Here is a 17,768-nt window from a genome sequence, read left to right on the forward strand (position 1 = left end):
TGCCCCCGGTGCGGGGGGCACGGGCGCGGCCCGTAGGTGCTTGTGGAGAGGAGTACTTGGGCCCCCGGGCCGGGTGACCCCGCGCCTATACTCCGTGTCTGCTCCGGGCTGCCGGGGCGTACGGCGGACACGGGGGAAGCATGTCGGTGGACTGGTCGGGGATGTCGTCGACGCTGGGGCTCGCCGCCGTCGCGGTACCCGCACTGGTGGTACGGCTGGCCTCGCTGCCCCTGCTGCACCGGGCCCAGCGGGACCTGCACGAGCGGGAGTCGGCGGCGCGTGCGGGAAGCGTCTCGCCCTGGGGGCTGTCCGGGGCCGGGGCGGGGGAACTGGTGCTGGGACTCGTCGGCGGGGCCGCTCTGTTCCTGTGGCTCGGGACGCAGTCGTTCGCGGGCTTCGACATGCTGTCCGGAGGGGTGCTCGGCATGGCCCTCGGTTCGAACCACGCCGCGCACGAGCTGGCGATGCAGTTCCACCTGACGATGTCGGGCGCGACGAACATCTTCTTCGGCATCGCCCTGACGCTGCTGGCCCTGTGGTTGCTGCTGTGGTTTCTGACGCAGCGCAATCTGCGGAGCGTCGGGATGCCCGCGTCGCGGGCATCGGGGGCGGCGCAGTCGGTGGGTCCGCGGCTGGCCCTGCTGGGCGGGGCGCGGCTGGCGCTCGGGCTAGTGCTGCCGATCGGTCTGGTCGTGGCGGCGCTGGTGGTCCAGCTCGTGGCCGCGCTGGCCAGTAGGCGGGTGCTGCCCGCTGTGGGAGCGCCCGCGCCGGGCGCGGGACTGTTCGGGCCGGGCGTGGGAACGCCGGGACCCGCCGCCGGGGTGTTCGGCCCGCCGCAGGGCTTCGCACCGGGCCCGCCGTCCCCCTACGCCCCGACCGCGTCGGCGTACGTCCCGGCCGCCACGACGCCGCCCGTGCCCGCGTCCGCGCCGGGGCGGCACTCCCCGTACCCGTCGGCGTCCGCGGGGCCCCACTCCCCGGTCTCGTACCAGGAACTCCACCCCAACGAGCCCCGCACCATCGCGGGCTACCACCTCATCGGCCGGATCGGCTCCGGCGGCATGGGCACGGTCTACCTCGCCCGGCGCGAGGGCTCCGCCACGCAGGTCGCGCTGAAGACCATCCACCCCGAGCTGCTCGACCATCCCGAACTGCTGCGGCGGTTCGCGCGCGAGTCGGAGGTGCTGGCGATGGTGCCCGGCGCGTACACCGCGCGCGTGCTCGATTCCGGGGTGGAGGCCGGGCGGCCGTACCTCGCCATGGAACTCCTCGACGGACGTCCGCTCGACACGCACCTGCGCGAACAGGGCCCGCTCCGCGCCCCCGAGGCCCTGCGCGCCCTCGCCCTCGCGCTGGCGACGGCCCTGTCCGGGGTGCACAGGCTGGGTCTTGTCCACCGGGACCTCAAGCCCGCCAACATCATGCTGACCACCGCAGGGCCCCGGCTCCTCGACTTCGGGATCGCCGCGCTCGTGGACGGGACCCGGCTGACCAGGACCGGCGGCGGGCCGGGGACGCTGACGTACATGGCGCCCGAGCAGTTCGGCGACGAGCCGGTGGGGACGGCGGCCGACATCTGGGCGTGGGCCTGTTGCGTCGTGTGCGCCGCACACGGCACCAGCCCCTTCCAGGCGACGAGCACCGGCGCGGTGATCCGCAGGATCGTCGACACCGGGCCCGCCCCGGAGGCACTGGAGGCCGTACGGGCCCTGGATCCGGCACTCGCGGATGCCGTGCGGCAGGCGCTGACGGCCGACCCGGCGGGGCGGCCGGCGGACGGGGCCGCCCTGGTCGCACTGCTCACCGCCGACCGGGACCCCGGCGACATCCGCGCGGAGATCACCCGGGGCTGGCAGACGATGGCGGTGTGAGCGGGGCGTCCGGTGGACGGGCGTGGGCGGCCGGGGCACGCGACGCGGCGCGGGTCACACCCTTCAGCGGTTCCGTCGCGGACCCCCGCCCGCCTAAGGTCGGGCCATGTTCGCCGCCTACGCAGCCCGTATCGACCGTGACCAGCCGCTCAACGGACTTGAGTTGGGGGAGCGCCCCGAGCCGGAGTCCCGGCCCGGGTGGACCACCGTGACCGTGAAGGCCGCGAGCCTCAACCACCACGACCTGTGGTCGCTGCGCGGGGTGGGGATCACCGAGGAGACGCTGCCGATGATCCTCGGCTGCGACGCGGCAGGCATCGACGACGAGGGCAACGAAGTCGTCCTGCACTCCGTCATCGGGCAGAGCGGGCACGGCGTCGGACCCCACGAGAAGCGGTCGATCCTCACCGAGAAGTACCAGGGCACCTTCGCCGAGCGCGTCTCCGTGCCCACCTGGAACGTGCTGCGCAAACCCGAGGAGCTCAGCTTCGAGGAGGCGGCCTGCCTGCCGACCGCCTGGCTGACCGCGTACCGGATGCTGTTCACGAACGCGGGCGTACGGCCCGGGGACGCGGTCCTCGTGCAGGGCGCAGGAGGCGGTGTCGCGACCGCCGCGCTCGTCCTGGGCAAGGCCGCCGGGCTGCGGATGTACGCCACCAGCCGCGACGAGGCCAAGCGGAAGCGGGCCGTCGAACTGGGTGCGGTGGATGCCTTCGAGCCGGGCGCCAGGCTCCCGCAGCGGGTCGACGCGGTGATCGAGACCGTCGGCGCGGCCACCTGGTCGCACTCGGTGAAGTCGCTCCGGCCGGGCGGCACCCTGGTCATCTCCGGTGCGACCAGCGGACAGAACCCGCCGTCCGCCGAGCTCAACCGGATCTTCTTCCTGGAGCTGAAGGTCGTCGGTTCGACCATGGGCTCCAAGGACGAGCTGGAGGACCTGCTCGCGTTCTGCGCGGCCACCGGCGTACGCCCGGTGATCGACCAGGTGCTGCCGCTGGACCGGGCCCGCGAGGGCTTCGAGCGGATGGCGGGCGGCGACCTGTTCGGAAAGATTGTGCTCACCGGGTCTTGAGAGTCCGAGGGGGCACTGTTTTGATCTCCGGCACCTGACTGCCTGCTTGCCCGCCGGAGGGGTGCCCCCATGCGCAGCACGTACGCAAGGTCCGCCACGTACGCAAGATTCGCCTCGTACGCCTCGTACGCCACGTACGCACGAGCAAGAACCGCCGTCGCCTGCCTGCTGGGCGGAGTGCTGCTCGCGGCCGGGGCACTCACCGCCCCGGCCGCGCAGGCAGCCCCCGCTCCGGTTCCTGATGCGGGCGCGGCCCGCACCGCCGCCCCCGCCATTCCGCCGCTGACCGACGAACGCGGCCGGGCGCTGACCCTGCGCGGCTGGAACGTCGAGGACAAGACCCACCGGGGCGACAAGGCCCTCTCCCTCATCACCGAGAAGCACTTCCGCGACATGAGCGCGCAGGGCTTCAACTTCGCCCGCCTACTGGTCTTCTGGGACGACCTGGAACCCCGGCGCGGCCGGTACAGCGAGCAGTACCTGCGCAAGATCGACCGGATCCTCGGGTGGGCCCACAAGCACGGCATGAAGGTCCTCATCGACGGCCACCAGGACGTCTTCGGCCCCGCGTTCGGCCACCGGGGCATCCCGGAATGGGCGACCCGCACGGACGGCCTCCCCTTCACACCCAACCCGGACGACTGGTTCTCCGAGTACTTCCAGCCCGCCGTACAGCGCGCCTTCACCCACCTCTACGAGGACAAGGACCTCCAGAAGGCACAGGCCGACATCTGGCGGCTGCTGGCCGACCGGTACGGCGACCACCCGGCCGTCTTCGGCTACGACTTCCTCAACGAGCCCATGGGCGAGCTGAAGGAGGGCGAGGACCTGCCCACGGCCGCCCGCCGGATCGAGCGCGACCAGGTCACCCCGATGCACAACCGGCTCGCGGCGGCGGTGCGTTCGGTGGACGCGAAGAAGTGGCTGTTCGTCGAGCCGACCCCGATCGTCGGCGAGGGCGTTCCGACCGGCCTCGGCGAGATCAAGGACCCGAAGCGCAAGGTGGTCTACGCCCCGCACTTCTACAACACCGCGATGGAGGCGGGCGCGGACTACGACCCGGCGGCCGGCTGGATCGAGGCGTACGAGGCGGCGGTGACGCAGTACCCGCAGCGGTACCGGGTCCCGGTGGTGATCGGCGAGTGGGGCCCGCTCAACAACGCAGGCCCGAACATGGCCCGCTTCTACGAGGACGCCCTCGCCTCCTTCGCCCGCTACAGCTCCGGCTGGGCAGGCTATGTGTGGTGCTACGGCGGCGGGTACTGCGCGGTGGACGGCGAGGGCAGACTGCGCGGACACAAGGCACGCACGGCCGAACCGTACGCGTCGGCGGTCGCGGGCCGGGCGTCATCGGCCTCGTACGACCCGGGCGCGGGCCGCTACTCCCTCACCTACGAGGCGGGCCGGCGCGGCGGCACGACGACCGAGATCTCGGTCCCGGCGAGCGCGAACGGCTGGTGGGTGAGCGTACGGGGCCGGGCGTGGAGCGGGACGCGGTACGTGGAGCCGGGGCGGGCGGAGGTGGTGCGGGTGCGGGCGGTGCCGGGGGCGGTGGTGACGGTCACGGTACGACGCGGCTGAGGGCCGCCCCGCCGACACGGGACGACACCCCTCTTTGTCAACCAGGGTTGACGCGAGGGGTCCGTCAACGTATGTTGACACCATGAGTGAAGCAACCGACCTCGCCGCCATGGCGGGGGACCGGGACCCACGGGTCGGGCTGCGCGCGGTGGTCGCCCTGCGGCGACTGCTGGAGCAGCTGGAGGCCGTGCAGGTCCGCGGTGCGAGGAATCAGGGCTGGTCGTGGCAGGACATCGCGGCCGAGCTCGGTGTCAGCAAGCAGGCCGTGCACAAGAAGCATGGGGGTCGATGATGTTCGAACGTTTCACGGAGAGCGCGCGCCGGACGGTGACCGGCGCGGTCGCCCAGGCACAACGGCTCGACCACCCCGAAGTCACCGAGGAACACCTCCTCCTCTCCCTGTTGGACGCAGCCGAGGGCCGCGTGCTCTTCGCCTTCACGGCCCTGGGCGTACGGGACCGGCGCGAGGAGATCGAGGCGGCACTGTCGGCGGCCCGCCGCAGGGGCGGCCTCTCGAAGTCCGAAACGGACGCGCTCGCCGACCTGGGTATCGACGTGGACGCCATCGTCCGCAAGGTCGAGGAGACGCACGGCGAAGGGGCGATGGCCGGTGCCCGCCGGAGCGCCGGTGACGACGTCCCCGAGCGGGAGGGCGGACGTGTCCGCGACCGGCTCAAGCGGAAGCTCCTGGACCACCGCCCCTTCACGCCGGAGGCGAAGAAGGTGCTGGAGCAGTCGCTGAGGGTGGCGCTGGGCCGCGGCGACAAACACATCGGTGAGGAGCACTTGCTGCTGGCGCTGGCGGTGCGCCCGGGAGTCGTCTCGGAGGTCCTGAAGGACTTCGGGGCGGGCTACGGGGAGGTGGAGAGGGTGATGTTCGGGGGCCCGAAGTAGGGGCGTAAAGGGTACGAAGGTCACTTTCACGCCCGCGGCGACGGAAACGCGGAACGGGGGAACGGGGCGCCCGGGTAGCTGTACGGGTAGTCGCGCCCCGCCACGGCCTCGCTCAGCGCGAAACGGCGCTCGTGCTGGAGGTGCCGGTGCTCGATGGCCCGCTGGATCTGCTGTTCGACGAAGCGGTGCGGCTTGTCGTGGAAGGGGCGGGGACGCCGCGTCACCCCTACGGGCTGGGGTGGGGACATGCAGACCCGAGCGATGCTCCGGTGACGGCCCCGCGCCGGTAGGAGGATGCGCAGGATGAGGTGCAGGGCGTGGGCGAGCAGGGTGCTCACGTGCCGGCCGCCGAGGTCTGCGCGGGCAGGTGTGCCCAAACGGTCTTGCCGGGGCCGCGAGGACGCACGCCCCAGTTGGCACTGAGGGCGTCCACGAGGATCAGCCCGCGTCCACCAGGATCCAACGCGTTCTCGGGCTTGCGCAGTTCGGGCATCCCCCACTGGTACAGGTGCTACCGCACGACGAATGGCGTGCGGCCCACTTGAGCTCGCACTTCGTCATGTTCAGCTTCGGCCCCGAGCCTTCGACCGAGGCCGTGGCATACGACACCACCACCAGCACGGTCATCCTTGAAGACCTCCCCGAGATGGCCACCCACTCGCGCATCTTCGAAGCACTGTGCTCCGCCGCGATGACTCCGGACCAGAGCCTTTCGTTCCTTCGCAAGGTTCTGCGCCAGATCCCGGACACCGAGAAGGAAGAGGAATGAAGAACCGAAGCATCGTGACGGCATTCAAGAAGGCCAGCGCCTCGCAGGGGGGCTCCCAGGAATGCGTAGAAGTCGCCCACACCGCCGACGGTGGCCGCGCCGTACGGGACACCAAGGACCGCGACCGGGGCACCCAGTTCCACCCCCCGGCCACCTGGAGCGACTTCCTCCAGGCAGTGAAGGCGAACAGCTTCTGTTGACCCCTCCTGTCTCCGAGCGGAGAACCGGGTGCCCCGGGAGGCCCATTCCGTACGGAACACTGGGCGCGGCCGCAGCCCACCATCCGTGCGCGGCAGCCCCTGGCGGCACTGCGCTGAACTTCCCTGCCTGGCAGGAGAGTTACCTCCGCCTGCGCCGCACGAGCAAGGCCGCGAGGGCGACGGCGAATATCACGAAGACGACGATGAAGATCGTCGCTCCTCCGTTGGATGACCACATCTTGGCCAGTTCAATCGAGGCCTCCTCCGATGCCATGTAGGTTCATCGTTACCGGAGGGTTGTCACTCAAGTAGGCGGCCAGAAAAACCATACGCCCTCCTTAAATCCCTCCTGCTGCGGCGGCGGTTATCGCCCAGTGGATACGGTGTACGCCTTATGCGTTGGTCCCGGCTAACCGATGGTACCTTCCGGACTCAATGCGCCCAGAGTGCTCTATTACTTTCTCAGTCGTACGTACAAAGCCGCCGCGATTCCGATGATCACGACCACTGTGGCTATGGCTGCGCCAGAAGTTCCGGTCAGTGCCGCGAGCGTAGTGCTGTTCATGTCGCCTCCTGGCGCGGGATGTTCAGGCAGCTGGAGGTGTCTCACGGATGCAGCCTCCCTTGCGCAATGAGAATTCGGCGGTGATTGCCTCGTTGAGGCGCCGGTACTGTTTGGGGGTAAGTAGATCTTTTGCAGAGCTATTGCGGTTCCCGCTGCGAACAACAGCAGGTGCAGGCCCGTCGGGTGATGCCCAAATGTCCGGCAGCGTCGGGCCGGGTACGCTCCACTTCGGAAGACGGTTCGGCTTCAGCCGGGCATGACCCCTTCCCTATTCCCCGACAGTCATGCCGCCGGCATTTTGTTGACCCATCTACTTGGCCGCGTCGCCCGTTAGATAGCGGGCGAGAGCGAAACCGGCAGCGGCCCCCGCCACGGCCCCTACCCCTGTAAGAACGACCAAGCACCAGCCGAACCCCGACGTAATCACACGCGGAACGAAGGTGGCAACTGCACCCATGAGTGCGCCTTGCATTGCTGCCCGGCTACGGTTGTATGACCTTTCCTTGCCGGATTCGACCATGACGCTCCTCGAAAGTGACATTCTGGGGCCTCGCTCAGTACCGAGCGAGGCCCCAGAAGAGATTAAAAGAGATTTCGAATGAATGGCGCCTTGCTGATTGGGGACGCCCCCAAAGCGCCACCGAGGGCCTCGTTGTAGAAGGCGTCCGTCGTGTCCTCGTTGTCGGCTCCTCCCGCAGCGTTGTCGGCTCCTCCCGCAGCGGCACCGATTGCCGCACCGGAACCGCCGCCAACCGCTATTGCCGCAGCTGGCACAGACACGGCCTGTTGACCTGGTTAGTCGTTGTCTTCCGCTCGCTGATATCACAAGAAGCAGATGTATACTCCACTCGTGCAAAGGAGTGCGCCACCTCCGATGAAGCAGGCCAGGAACATAGCCTTCTCGCCTTGACTTGTCTGACGATTAAGCCGGGTCTGAGACCTTTTGATGCTTGCCTGGGTTATGCGGGTGGAGAACAAGATGGAAGCTACCCCTAGAATCGCTAACAGTGATCCTGCTACCACCACGAGAACTACCCCTTCTTAAAGCGTCGGATGGTTGCGGTCTGCCCGCCGCCCTCAACAGTAAGAGGACGGCGGGCAGACGTTAGGTTGACTACTTGCCTTTTTTCTTCTTTTCTCGAATAGTCACAACAGCGAAGGTCAGGGCCCCGGCAGCAAGTACGATGATGGTCATCGTGGTGCTGTCCGTAATGAATGCGGCTAGTCGAGTCATGTTTTTCCTCCTTGTATCTACATAACCTTCCCCGCAACGACGCCAGCACCCCAGTAGCCGAGGTTGCTGCCACGGGAGGTCGACTTGCCCACCTTGGAGAGATCGGCGGCAAGTCCCACCTTCCCGCCGACAAGATTGACGACTGCACCGCCCGCAATTTTGGAGGCGCTGTCTCCGTTCGCGATTCCGCCAGCCACTTCGAGGCCAGTGCTCAACGCCGTCAGCCCAAGGCCTACCGGTAGGGCAGGCGCCGCGATGGCGCCTGCGAGTCCGACTGCCTGACCAGCGGGGTCGATGCGGTTGACCGGGTCGCCCTCCGCGTACAGGTACGGGTTCTTCTCCTGGCCGGAGGGGTCCGGGCTGGTGAAGCGGCCGATGCGGGGGTCGTAGTAGCGGGGTCCCAGGTGGTACAGGCCGGTCAGGTCCTGGTAGCCCCCGGCGTACCGGTAGGGCTGGGGGATCTTTTCGATGAAGGTGCCGTCGACGCGCGGGGACCGACGCGGCGCGGCGACGTGATCTTCGCCCAACGGCATGCGGCTGGCCACTGAGTAGCCAGTGACCAGCCGCAAACTTAGGCGCTCGCGAGAAGGGGCCCAGATTCCCGGTGACGCTGGCGATCCGCGTCACCGTTTCTTACTTTCCTCGACCTCGCATAAGACTGATCGCGAAGAACACGGCCACGGCAACCGCAACCACACCGAAGACGATCCCAAGCCACGGCGGGCCGTCAGGTCCGCCGCCAGGGGCTGCCAGTTCTATCGCACGCATCTGTGAGCCTCTCTATTAAAAGGTCTTTTTGATCTTCGCCGAGCACCCCGGCTTGGCGCTGTAAGAAGTACTGGCACCCGCCGAGGTCTCACCTTGAGAACTCACTGACGCACGGTAGTGACCGGCGGAGCATTCCACTTCGCCGGTCCAGCCCTCCGAAGCGTCACTGGCGCTGGTCTCGTATCCCCCACTCACTCCCGGGGTTCCTGCTCCGCCCGAAATGCTGGCATGGAGCGCACCGTCGTCATTCCTACTCAGACCGCCTCCGATGCAGCCTCCGAAGGCACAGACCTCGAGGTTCCATCCTTCCGAGGCGAGTCCGCTGGGGTCGATGCGGTTGACCGGGTCGCCCTCGGCGTACAGGTACGGGTTCTTCTCCTGGCCGGAGGGGTCCGGGCTGGTGAAGCGGCCGATGCGGGGGTCGTAGTAGCGGGCGCCGTAGTGGTAGAGGCCTGTCGGGTCCTGGAAGCCGCCGGCGTAGCGGTAGGGCTGGGGGGCCTTTTCGGTGAAGGTGCCGTCGACGCCGCGGGGGCTGTAGCGGTACTCGTTCACCTTGGTGCCGGTCTCGTCGGCCATGGCCAGGACGGAGCCCAGTGCGTCGGTGAGGTAGTAGTACGACTTGCCTGCGGTCGTCATGGAGTTCAGGGTGCCCCCGGGCTCCCGGTTGAATCCCATGTCCCCGGTCGGGTCGGTCTTGCCGGAGAGGCCGAGCGGGCCGTTGTGCATCGTGGTGTCGCCGTAGAAGAGGCGCTCGGACTGGTCGGTCGAGCCGTACAGGCCCACGTACTTCTTGCCCGCGACGGTCACCGACGTCTGCTGGGAGTGGTCGGACCAGATGCCGCCTGTGCGGGCCCGTTCGGCGCCGCTGGCGCCGTCGGTTTCGTTGCCTGCCTTGTCGTAGCCCCAGCCCGCGGTGGAGCCGGCGCGGGAGATGAGCTGGGAGACATCGTTGTAGGTCAGGGCGACGCCTGAGGGGCAGCCCTTCGTGGAGCCCTGGGAGGTGAGGTTGCCCGCTGCGTCGTAGCAGTACTGGTAGGACGCGGCGAGGGTGGTGCCCTTCTTCTCCTCGGAGTAGGAGAAGCGGCCCGCGCTGTCGTAGGTGTAGGTCTTCGTCAGACCCACGACCCCGTCGGTGGCGGTGCGGATCTTCGTGCCGTCCTTCGTCGCCGTGCCGGAGACGTAGGAGTAGGTGTACGAGGTGTTCGTCAGGGTGCCCTTGGGGGAGGTCGCCTTGATCAGGGTGGGCCTGCCGGACTTGTCCGGGGTGACCTCCTGGACCGTGCCGCCGGGGTACGTGGTCTTTGTGCGGGTGTCGTTGGCGTTGTAGGCGTACGTCGTCGTCCTGCCCGACGGGTCCTTGAGCGCGGTGAGGCGGTTGGCGGCGTCGTAGGTGTAGTCGGTCAGGCCCGCCGGGTCCTTGTAGGTGTCGACGTTGCCGGCCGGGGTGTAGGTCAGCTCGGTCTGGGAGCCGTCCTGGAGGGTGCGGATCGTCTCGCGGGACAGCGGGTCGAAGGCGTACTTGATGAGACCGCCGTCGTCCGTGCGCTGGGAGAGGTTGCCGTCGCCGTCGTAGACGTAGGTGACCGTGGTGGTGGAGGAGGAGACCTCCTTGATGCGGTCGCGGTTGTCGTAGGTGAAGACGGAGTTGACGCCGCGGCCGTCCACCGAGGTCTCGACGCGGCCGAGTGCGTCGTAGGTGTAGGTGGTCTTGCCGAGCGGGGCGGGCGGGGTGACCTCGGTCAGGTTGCCCTTGGCGTCGTACTGGAACTTGGTGACCTTGCCGCGTGCGTCGGTGGCCGTGCACCGCTGGCCCTCGAAGCCGCCGCAGGTCGGGGTCGCCTTGTTGTACGTGAACTTCTCCGTGCCGCCGCCCGTGCCCGAGACGGCCACCGATTCGGTGTTGCCCGCCGCGTCGTAGGTGAAGGACGTCTTCTCACCGTCTGCGGACTCCATCGTGCCGGGGACGTCCCGGCCCGCCTTCGTCGCGTACGCGCCGGCCGCCGAGGTCGCCCCGGTGGGGAGCTTGGCGGAGGTGGGATTGTTGCGGGCGTCCCAGCCGTAGGCGGTCTCGTTGCCCGGTGTGGTGCCCACCCCCATGGCGTCCGTGGCCGTCTTGACGTTGTGGTTCGCGTCGTAGGTGGAGGAGCGGGAGTGGCCCAGGGCGTCCGTGGTCTTGGTGACGCCGCCGTCCTTGTTCAACTCGTAGGTGGTGGTGTGCTGTTCGGGGTCGGTGACCTTCGTCTTGCCGGCCTCGTAGGTGTACGTGTGGGTGGGGCCCGTGTAGGCGTCGCCGTTGAAGGCGGTCGCCCGCTGCATGGAGGTGACGCGGTTCGTCGCGTCGTAGCCGAAGTTCGTCACCCGGCCGTCCGGGGTCGTGATCCGGCTCAGGCGGCGCGAGGAGTCGTACGCGAAGACCGTGGCCTTGCCGTCCGTGTCCGTGGTCTTCGTCAGGTCACCGGCCGCGTTGAGGTCGAAGACGGCGGTGCGGCCGGTGTGGTCCTTGGCCTGCCACTGCGAGGCGTCCGTCTTCACCAGGTCGACCCACCGGCCCGAGCGGGTCTCCGTCAGCTTGAAACCCTTGTGCTCCGCACCCTCGTCGTGCTGCGTGACGGTGATCGTGCCGTTGTTGCGGTCGGTCACCTTCGTCAGGGTGCCGCCCACGTTGTACGTCTCCTTCGAGCCGGACTTGCGGTCGGTCAGGGTGTACGTGCCGTCTGCGTTCTTCGTCAGGTCCTTCGAGTAGCCGACGGGGGTGGTGTACGTCCCGTCCGCCTTCTTCGCGAACCGCACCGAGGCGCCCGTCGCGTCGAACCACACGAACTCCGCATCCGTGATCTGCGCGTACCGCTCCCAGCCCTGCCACCACCGCTGCGAGACCTTGCCCCACGGGGCGTCCATGGAGTTGTACGTACGGGTCAGCTGGAGGCTCTGGCCGACACCCGGGACGTCGAAGTCCGTGCCCGCCAGCATCAGGTTGCCGGTCGAGTAGTTCACCCTGGCGACCAGGGAGTCCGTGATCCGGAAGTCGGAGATCCGGTGCCAGGGGACCGCGCCCTGCCCCTTAGGGATCTCCGCCAGCAACGGCGCTGCCGGGGCCGCCAGGCGGGCCTTCTGGGAGGAGCGCGAACGCTGCTTCTGTGCGGCACGCCAGGCCGCCCGGTCCTTCGACGGGGTCGCCTCCGCGACCGGCGCGGGAGCCTTGTTCGTGCCCACCTTCACCGGCGGAATCGGCAGCCGGGGTGCGTCCTTGCCCCACACGGAGTTCGCGGGCACCGGCGGCGGCTTCACCGGGTCGGCCATCGCGGTCGGCAGTGCGCCGGCGCCCAGGGCGAGTACCGCCAGCGCCACCGTCAACGTGCGTCTTGCCCGTACCTGCGTGCGGGCATGGGTGTGCTTCTGCATCAACTTCCCCCCACAGAAAGTCAGTTGCCGGTCGCCCCGACGGCCACCGGAGACGCACACGTTCACACATGTCCCACACGGATGTGGGGGCCGTGCCCCCTTCTCTCGAACGTATGCGCGCAGGAATCAGCCCCTCCCCTTCGGGGGAAACATCCCGACGTATCCGGATGGAAGCGATGGCTCCGTCCTGCGGTGCAGGTGAGGGCCGGACGGGGATTGGCTGGTCCTGTTCGCCGTGGGGTGGGCGGAATTTGCTGCCGAGAAGCACGGCATAGGCCGGGGGGATGAGTGGCGTTGGCTTAAGAGGGTGGGCTGTCCGGGTGCTACAGGCGTCCGGGGGCGGAGCGCACAAAAGAAGGAGTAGGACACTTTGGGGGTAAGTGTCCTACTCCTTGACCGCTGTAGCCCGCAGCGGTCCAGCCCCGGGGTGGCCTCCGAGCTCGGGCGGTTCGGGCCGGCTGCGGTGCCGGACGCTGAGGGGGTCCTCCCGGTTCGTTACTTCTGCGTACCCCGCAACATGTGACCGATGTGGGCCGCGGCACCCGCCAACCGGGCACGGGCGTCGGCCAGTTGTGCGTCCGTCACGCCGTGGTCGCGGGCCGCGTCGCGGATGTCGTCGCGGAAGCGGTCCAGGAGGCGGTCCAGTTCGCGCGCGGGGTCCGCACCAGGCTTTGTGTCCTCGTACGCCCAGCCGGGCAGGGGGAGATCGGGGGTGTCGTCGCGTACGGCGTCGGCCCAGACGCCGCCGGGGGCGGTCTTGTCGGCCTTATCGGCCTTGTCGGCGCGCTCCACCGTGATGTCCGGGGACTCCTTCGGAGCCTCGTGGCCCTTGCCGAAGCGGCCGAAGTCCTTGCCCCAGGCGCGGCTGAACTCCTTCTCGATCTCCGCCAGTCCGTCCCGTACGGCCGAGGGCCAGTCGCCGCGCGACACGTGTTCGCGGACCTGTTCCTCCACCCGGCGGGCGGCCTGCTGCATGTGCTCGCGGGCGCGGTCCGAGGCCTCCTTCGCCTGGCGGCGGGCCTCCTGGGCGTCCTCACGGGCGCGGCGGGACTCGTCCTTGGCCCGGCGGGCCTGGTCTCTCCACTCCTGGCGGGCCTTGCGCATCTCCTCCTTGGCCAGCCGCCAGGCCTCCTTGTCGCCCCACGGGCCGCCCCATTCACCGCCGGACGCCGCGGAGTCCTTGCCGCCCGCGCCGGCCGACGCCGCCTGGGCGCGCATCTCGCGGCGCAGGTCGCCCGCCGCGCCCCGTACGTCGTCCCGGATCTCGGCGGCCAGCTCGGACACCGACTCGCGGATCTCCAGCTCCAGGTCGGCCAGCTCGCCGCCCCGGCCCGCCAGTTCCTCGCGGCCCGCCTCGGTGATCGAGTAGACCTTGCGGCCGCCCTCGGTGGCGTGCGTGACCAGGCCCTCGGCCTCCAGCTTGGCCAGGCGCGGGTAGACGGTGCCGGCGGACGGCGCGTACAGGCCCTGGAAACGTTCTTCCAGGAGGCGGATCACCTCGTAGCCGTGGCGCGGGGCCTCGTCGAGCAGCTTGAGGAGGTAGAGGCGGAGACGGCCGTGGGCGAAGACGGGAGCCATGTCAGAGGACCTTTCCGGAAGAGGGGCCGTCGGAGGGAGGGGTGTCCGAGGGCGGAGTTTCCGCGGGCGGGGTGTCCGTGGGTGCGGAGCCGGTGGAGGGCGGGGTGGGCGGTGCGGCCGGAGGAGGGGTGTCCACCGGTGCGTCGCCCCGGGCAGGGGAGTCCGTCGGTACGTTCTCCCCGGCGGGCGTCTCGGCCGGTGCGGCCTCCTCCTGCGGGCGGCGCAGCAGGGCGATCGAGCCGGACACCGTCGTCGCGCGCAGCTTGCCCGCGCCCGTGCCGAGCGTGCCGGTGATCTTCTTCTGGGCCCAGCCCCACGCGCTCGGGCCGCCGTGCTCGGTGGCGCAGCCGCCGCCGGATACCCGCAGGTCCTCGAAGGCGTTGGAGACCGAGCCGCTGGTGGTGTTCGCCTCGACCTTGGCGTCGGCGGGGTGCGGCAGCCGGATCGCGATCTCGCCCGAGACGGTGGTCAGACCGATGTCGGTGGGGCCGCTCTTCGACGTGTCCACGTCGATGACCATCGCGCCGCCGACCGAGTCCGCCCGTACGGAAGGACCGGCGCCGTCGACCACGGTCAGATCGCCGGTCACGGACTTGAAGCGCAGCTTGCCGGTGAGGGAGTGGGTCTCGACGTTGCCGGAGACCGTCTCCGCGCTCGCCGGGCCCGACAGGCCGACCAGGGTGGCCTCGCCGGTGACGCTCCGGACGTCGGTGCGTGCGCGGAGCCCGAAGAGCACCGCGCTCGCGCCGACCACGCCCACGTCGACCTTCGCCCCCCCAGGGACGGTGAGCGTGACGGTCGCGGAACGCTGCCAGCTGTGCCGGTCGAACATCTTGAGGAAGCCCTGCCAGGGCAGGTCCTCGTACGTGACGGTCAGTTTGCCGTCCTCATGCGTGACGACCAGCGGCGGACCGTCGAGCTCGGTCACTTCGAGGCGGGCGGTCGGCTCCCCGTCCGAGAGTCCGTCCGTGCCGACGACATTGACGGTGCCGTTGACCACGCGCACGCTCAGCGCGGTCACCGGCCCGTCGAAGGAGAGTTTCCGCGGTTCGGTGACGGACCACTCGGACATGGTGATTCCTTCCCCAGTAGGTCTTTCCCCGTGAACGCAACATATCGCGTCTTCTGTCCAACACGATATATCGCGGGTAGGTGAAGTCAAGATAAGAACTTCGAGCAGCGAGAGGTGGGTATGAGCTATTTGCCCTAGCGTGGGCTCTATGTCACACCCTGTTTCGCCGTCCGCGCGCACCACCGGGGCCACCGGCGCCCTGCTCCTGTGCCGCGCCCCGGTCGCCGACGTACGCCCGGCGGCCCCCCTGCTGCGCGAGCGGATGCTGCTCGCGCCGGCGGGCGAGGGCTGGAGCGTGCTGGTCCCGGAGGGCAAGCCGTGGCTGGCGACGGGGAGTGCGTACGAACCCGTCGACCGCGTGCTCGCGGGCTGGGCCACCGCCCTCGCCGTCTCCACCCGCTGGCCGGTGCTGGCCCTGTGGTGGGACCCGGACCGGGCCGGCTACTCGCTGGCCGCCGGGTTCCGGCGGAGTGTGGGGTACGAGTGGCGGGCCGACGGTACGCCGCTGGGCGAGGACGAGGCGATGCGCTCCTTCGCGGTCCGGCTCGCGCTCGACCCCGTGCACGACATGGAGTCCCTGGAGACCTTGGCCCGCCCGGACGGCGACGCGGACGCCCGGGCCCGGCTGCTCGGACTGCTCGCCGTACTCCACCGGGCGGGCCTGCTGCTGCCGCCCGGCCTCGGCCCCGGCGGGAGCGCGGACCAGCTGCGCGAGGCGGCCAGGGCGGGCACGGGAGTGGAAACGGTGGAGTGGGCAGGCTGGCGCGACGCCCTGCGCGCCGAACTGGACCGGGTCGACCACGGCCCCCTGGGCGAGTGGCTGCGCGGCCCCCGCGCCCGGCTGACGGGAGCGGCCCAACTCGCCTGCGGACTGCCCCTGCTGGTGTGGGGACTACGCCGGGGCGGCCCGGGCTGGGCGGTCGCGGGCGCCCTGCTGACGGCGCAGGGAGCGGCGGGACTCACGTACGACAGGATCCGTGCAGGGGGGTGAGGGGGTGGGTTGTCACTCGTATGCATGAGGCATATTCGAAAGGCACCCGAAGGGCTGCGGCTCCCCGCTACGTTCCGAGCATGGTCAGCTCATCGCACGAGGCGATGCACCGCATCTTCCTGGCGGCGCCCGAACTGCTTCCCCGCACGATGCGGATCCTCAACCAACCGTTCGACGACCCCGTTTCCGTCACCGAGTTCCCCACCGATCTCACGGAACTCCGCCCGCTGGAGCGCAGAGTGGACTCACTGCTGTGCGTCGAGATGGCGGACCCTGCCGAGAGCTTCCTGCTGGTGGTGGAATCGCAGTCCGGGACGTCCCCGAAGAAGCCGTCGGCCTGGGCGTATTACCTGGCGTATCTCTACGCGAAGCACGGACTCCCACCGGTGCTCCTGGTGACCTGCCAGGACGAGGCCACCGCGCGGTGGGCGTCGCGGGCGGTCGGGATCGGCCCGTCTCTCGTCCTGACTCCACTGGTGCTGGGCCCGCACAACGTTCCCGCGGTCACGGACCCGGACGAGGCCGTGGCCGACGTCCGGCTGGCGGTGCTGTCCGTGCTGACACACAGCCGGGATCCGGACGTCGGTGCCATACTGAAAGCGCTGGCGACAGCCCTGAAGACCGTTGATGAGGACGCCGCGAGCGTCTACATCGAGTACACCGAACAGAGCCTGGGCTCGACCCCGGCAGCGGACCTCTGGAGGGAACTGATGGCTGCTGACCTCTCCTTCTTCGTGTCGGAGACGGCCCAGAAACTGCGTCGCGAGGGCAAGGCCGAAGGGAAAGCCGAGGGCAAGGCGGAAGCCATTCTGCGGCTCCTGGACATGCGGGGGATCGCCGTGTCCGAGGAGGTCAGGGGGCGGGTGTTCGGCTGTGCCGACGCGACCACCCTCGATCTCTGGTTCGAGCGGGCCTTCAGTGCGGAGGCGGCCGACGAGTTGTTCGGTGAAGGCTGAGCTGCATCGGAGGGATCAGGTCGTCGGGGTGGGTTCCGTGCAGGCGGCGGCGATGGCCGCGGTGTCCCAGTAGAAGGGGCGGACCTCGGTGATCCGGCCGTCCTCGACGGTGATCGTCTGGAGGATGGGGAAGCGGAGCTCACGGCCGCTCGCACGGGCCCGCGCACGGACCTGGGTGCGTACGACCGCGGTCCCGCCCGTGGCGAGGAATGCTTGGTCCAGCAGATCGAACGTTTCCCAGGCCCTCGCCATGGCGAGGAAGAACCGGGCCATTCCCTCGTGCCCGCGCCACGTGCCTCCGTACGGCAGGGCGTCCGCCTGGTGCAGCACCACATGGGGTGCGAAGTAGGGGGCGAGCAGGTCGAACGAAGCCCGGCCCGGGCCGCCGGCCGCCAGGTACTCGGCCTCGGCCGCGTACATGCCGTTCAGGACGGTCACTGAGTCCGACGTGGGTGGCGCGGGTGGGGTGGGTGAGGTGGTCATGGGGTCAGACTGCCCGGGGGAGGTGCGTCCCGCTCGCGGGAATCGGACCTCGTGGTGCGGCGCTGACGGCGCCCGCTGCCGACTGACCCCGGCCGGGCCTACTCCGCGTCGTCGTCCTCGTCGTCCAGCCGGGCCAGCCACGTGGCCAGACGTTCTACCGGCACCTCGAAGTCGGGGTTGAGGTCCACGAAGGTGCGCAGCTGCTCGGCGAGCCACTCGAAGGTGACCTCCTCCTCGCCGCGCCGCTTCTCCAGCTCTTCGATGCCACGGTCGGTGAAGTACATGGGGAAAGGATAAAGCGGACCCCGGACCCCGGTGTGCCCGGGACGGGT

The 17,768-nt window shown here is 69.5% G+C and carries 16 protein-coding genes; 9 read left to right on the plus strand and 7 right to left on the minus strand.

From position 1 onward, the window contains the following. Window positions 1–140: 140 nt before the first annotated feature. From ACFWVV_RS29095 to ACFWVV_RS29115, 5 genes are all read left to right on the plus strand, one after another. Window positions 141–1,871: a protein kinase gene (locus ACFWVV_RS29095; RefSeq protein ID WP_384355386.1), complete on the plus strand. Its 1,731-nt coding sequence runs from the start codon at window positions 141–143 to the stop codon at window positions 1,869–1,871. A 106-nt stretch (window positions 1,872–1,977) separates the two neighbouring features. Then, complete coding sequence (locus ACFWVV_RS29100) at window positions 1,978–2,943, plus strand: zinc-binding dehydrogenase (RefSeq protein WP_384355384.1); 966 nt, start codon at window positions 1,978–1,980, stop codon at window positions 2,941–2,943. 69 nt (window positions 2,944–3,012) lie between these two features. Further along, entirely contained in the window at window positions 3,013–4,524 is a 1,512-nt protein-coding gene (locus ACFWVV_RS29105; RefSeq protein ID WP_384355382.1) for a cellulase family glycosylhydrolase, read from the plus strand. Window positions 4,525–4,606: 82 nt separating this feature from the next. Continuing rightward, window positions 4,607–4,816: a helix-turn-helix domain-containing protein gene (locus ACFWVV_RS29110; protein WP_384355380.1), complete on the plus strand. Its 210-nt coding sequence runs from the start codon at window positions 4,607–4,609 to the stop codon at window positions 4,814–4,816. Next, a complete protein-coding gene (locus ACFWVV_RS29115) occupies window positions 4,816–5,418 on the plus strand; it encodes a Clp protease N-terminal domain-containing protein (protein ID WP_384355396.1) in 603 nt (200 codons plus the stop codon). Before ACFWVV_RS29110 ends, ACFWVV_RS29115 begins: the two co-directional genes overlap by 1 nt. 26 nt (window positions 5,419–5,444) lie before the next feature. On the opposite strand, the gene ACFWVV_RS29120 is transcribed toward ACFWVV_RS29115, so the two are convergent. Then, a complete protein-coding gene (locus ACFWVV_RS29120) occupies window positions 5,445–5,642 on the minus strand; it encodes a hypothetical protein (protein WP_384355378.1) in 198 nt (65 codons plus the stop codon). A 284-nt stretch (window positions 5,643–5,926) separates the two neighbouring features. Between ACFWVV_RS29120 and ACFWVV_RS29125 the strand changes: the two genes are divergently transcribed. Together ACFWVV_RS29125 and ACFWVV_RS29130 are read left to right on the plus strand one after the other, a co-directional pair. Next, window positions 5,927–6,187 carry a Scr1 family TA system antitoxin-like transcriptional regulator gene (locus ACFWVV_RS29125; protein ID WP_384355374.1) on the plus strand — a complete coding sequence of 87 codons (261 nt, stop codon included), beginning with the start codon at window positions 5,927–5,929 and terminating at the stop codon, window positions 6,185–6,187. Beyond that, the gene (locus ACFWVV_RS29130) at window positions 6,184–6,387 is read left to right on the plus strand and encodes a DUF397 domain-containing protein (RefSeq protein WP_384355372.1); all 204 of its coding nucleotides are present in this window, start codon (window positions 6,184–6,186) and stop codon (window positions 6,385–6,387) included. Before ACFWVV_RS29125 ends, ACFWVV_RS29130 begins: the two co-directional genes overlap by 4 nt. A gap of 1,816 nt (window positions 6,388–8,203) precedes the next feature. Here ACFWVV_RS29130 and ACFWVV_RS29135 read toward each other — a convergent pair. The 4 genes from ACFWVV_RS29135 to ACFWVV_RS29150 all read right to left on the minus strand — a co-directional run bounded on the left by ACFWVV_RS29135 (window position 8,204) and on the right by ACFWVV_RS29150 (window position 15,006). Then, window positions 8,204–8,731, minus strand: a complete 528-nt coding sequence (locus tag ACFWVV_RS29135) for an RHS repeat-associated core domain-containing protein (RefSeq protein ID WP_384355370.1) — start codon at window positions 8,729–8,731, stop codon at window positions 8,204–8,206. 238 nt (window positions 8,732–8,969) lie between these two features. Continuing rightward, window positions 8,970–12,356 (minus strand): RHS repeat-associated core domain-containing protein, encoded by a 3,387-nt coding sequence (locus ACFWVV_RS29140; RefSeq protein WP_384355368.1) that lies wholly within the window; start codon window positions 12,354–12,356, stop codon window positions 8,970–8,972. 495 nt (window positions 12,357–12,851) lie between these two features. Beyond that, window positions 12,852–13,934 carry a helix-turn-helix transcriptional regulator gene (locus tag ACFWVV_RS29145; RefSeq protein ID WP_384355366.1) on the minus strand — a complete coding sequence of 361 codons (1,083 nt, stop codon included), beginning with the start codon at window positions 13,932–13,934 and terminating at the stop codon, window positions 12,852–12,854. A 1-nt stretch (window position 13,935) separates the two neighbouring features. Then, window positions 13,936–15,006, minus strand: a complete 1,071-nt coding sequence (locus ACFWVV_RS29150) for a hypothetical protein (RefSeq protein ID WP_384355364.1) — start codon at window positions 15,004–15,006, stop codon at window positions 13,936–13,938. Window positions 15,007–15,154: 148 nt separating this feature from the next. Here ACFWVV_RS29150 and ACFWVV_RS29155 point away from each other — a divergent pair, with 148 nt between their 5' ends. Next, window positions 15,155–15,997, plus strand: coding sequence for a hypothetical protein (locus ACFWVV_RS29155; RefSeq protein ID WP_384355362.1), 843 nt, complete (start codon window positions 15,155–15,157; stop codon window positions 15,995–15,997). Window positions 15,998–16,077: 80 nt separating this feature from the next. Then, on the plus strand, window positions 16,078–16,953 hold the full coding sequence (locus ACFWVV_RS29160; protein WP_384355360.1) for a hypothetical protein: 876 nt from the start codon (window positions 16,078–16,080) through the stop codon (window positions 16,951–16,953). A 15-nt stretch (window positions 16,954–16,968) separates the two neighbouring features. Here the strand turns inward: ACFWVV_RS29160 and ACFWVV_RS29165 are convergent, their stop codons facing one another. Next, on the minus strand, window positions 16,969–17,436 hold the full coding sequence (locus ACFWVV_RS29165) for a nuclear transport factor 2 family protein (protein ID WP_384355358.1): 468 nt from the start codon (window positions 17,434–17,436) through the stop codon (window positions 16,969–16,971). Between the two features lie 98 nt (window positions 17,437–17,534). Continuing rightward, complete coding sequence (locus tag ACFWVV_RS29170; protein ID WP_384355356.1) at window positions 17,535–17,720, minus strand: DUF6104 family protein; 186 nt, start codon at window positions 17,718–17,720, stop codon at window positions 17,535–17,537. Between the last annotated feature and the right edge of the window lie 48 nt (window positions 17,721–17,768).

Source organism: Streptomyces sp. NPDC058663 (assembly GCF_042716745.1).
Classification (GTDB): Bacteria; Actinomycetota; Actinomycetes; order Streptomycetales; family Streptomycetaceae; genus Streptomyces.

Excerpts from the sequence above, each read along its gene's own strand:
- ACFWVV_RS29150 (WP_384355364.1), bottom strand. The coding sequence starts at position 15,006 with ATGTCCGAGTGGTCCGTCACCGAACCGCGGAAACTCTCCTTCGACGGG.
- ACFWVV_RS29140 (WP_384355368.1), bottom strand. The coding sequence starts at position 12,356 with ATGCAGAAGCACACCCATGCCCGCACGCAGGTACGGGCAAGACGCACG.
- ACFWVV_RS29165 (WP_384355358.1), bottom strand. The coding sequence starts at position 17,436 with ATGACCACCTCACCCACCCCACCCGCGCCACCCACGTCGGACTCAGTG.
- ACFWVV_RS29155 (WP_384355362.1), top strand. The coding sequence starts at position 15,155 with ATGTCACACCCTGTTTCGCCGTCCGCGCGCACCACCGGGGCCACCGGC.
- ACFWVV_RS29095 (WP_384355386.1), top strand. The coding sequence starts at position 141 with ATGTCGGTGGACTGGTCGGGGATGTCGTCGACGCTGGGGCTCGCCGCC.
- ACFWVV_RS29110 (WP_384355380.1), top strand. The coding sequence starts at position 4,607 with ATGAGTGAAGCAACCGACCTCGCCGCCATGGCGGGGGACCGGGACCCA.
- ACFWVV_RS29100 (WP_384355384.1), top strand. The coding sequence starts at position 1,978 with ATGTTCGCCGCCTACGCAGCCCGTATCGACCGTGACCAGCCGCTCAAC.
- ACFWVV_RS29115 (WP_384355396.1), top strand. The coding sequence starts at position 4,816 with ATGTTCGAACGTTTCACGGAGAGCGCGCGCCGGACGGTGACCGGCGCG.
- ACFWVV_RS29130 (WP_384355372.1), top strand. The coding sequence starts at position 6,184 with ATGAAGAACCGAAGCATCGTGACGGCATTCAAGAAGGCCAGCGCCTCG.
- ACFWVV_RS29170 (WP_384355356.1), bottom strand. The coding sequence starts at position 17,720 with ATGTACTTCACCGACCGTGGCATCGAAGAGCTGGAGAAGCGGCGCGGC.
- ACFWVV_RS29105 (WP_384355382.1), top strand. The coding sequence starts at position 3,013 with ATGCGCAGCACGTACGCAAGGTCCGCCACGTACGCAAGATTCGCCTCG.
- ACFWVV_RS29160 (WP_384355360.1), top strand. The coding sequence starts at position 16,078 with ATGGTCAGCTCATCGCACGAGGCGATGCACCGCATCTTCCTGGCGGCG.
- ACFWVV_RS29145 (WP_384355366.1), bottom strand. The coding sequence starts at position 13,934 with ATGGCTCCCGTCTTCGCCCACGGCCGTCTCCGCCTCTACCTCCTCAAG.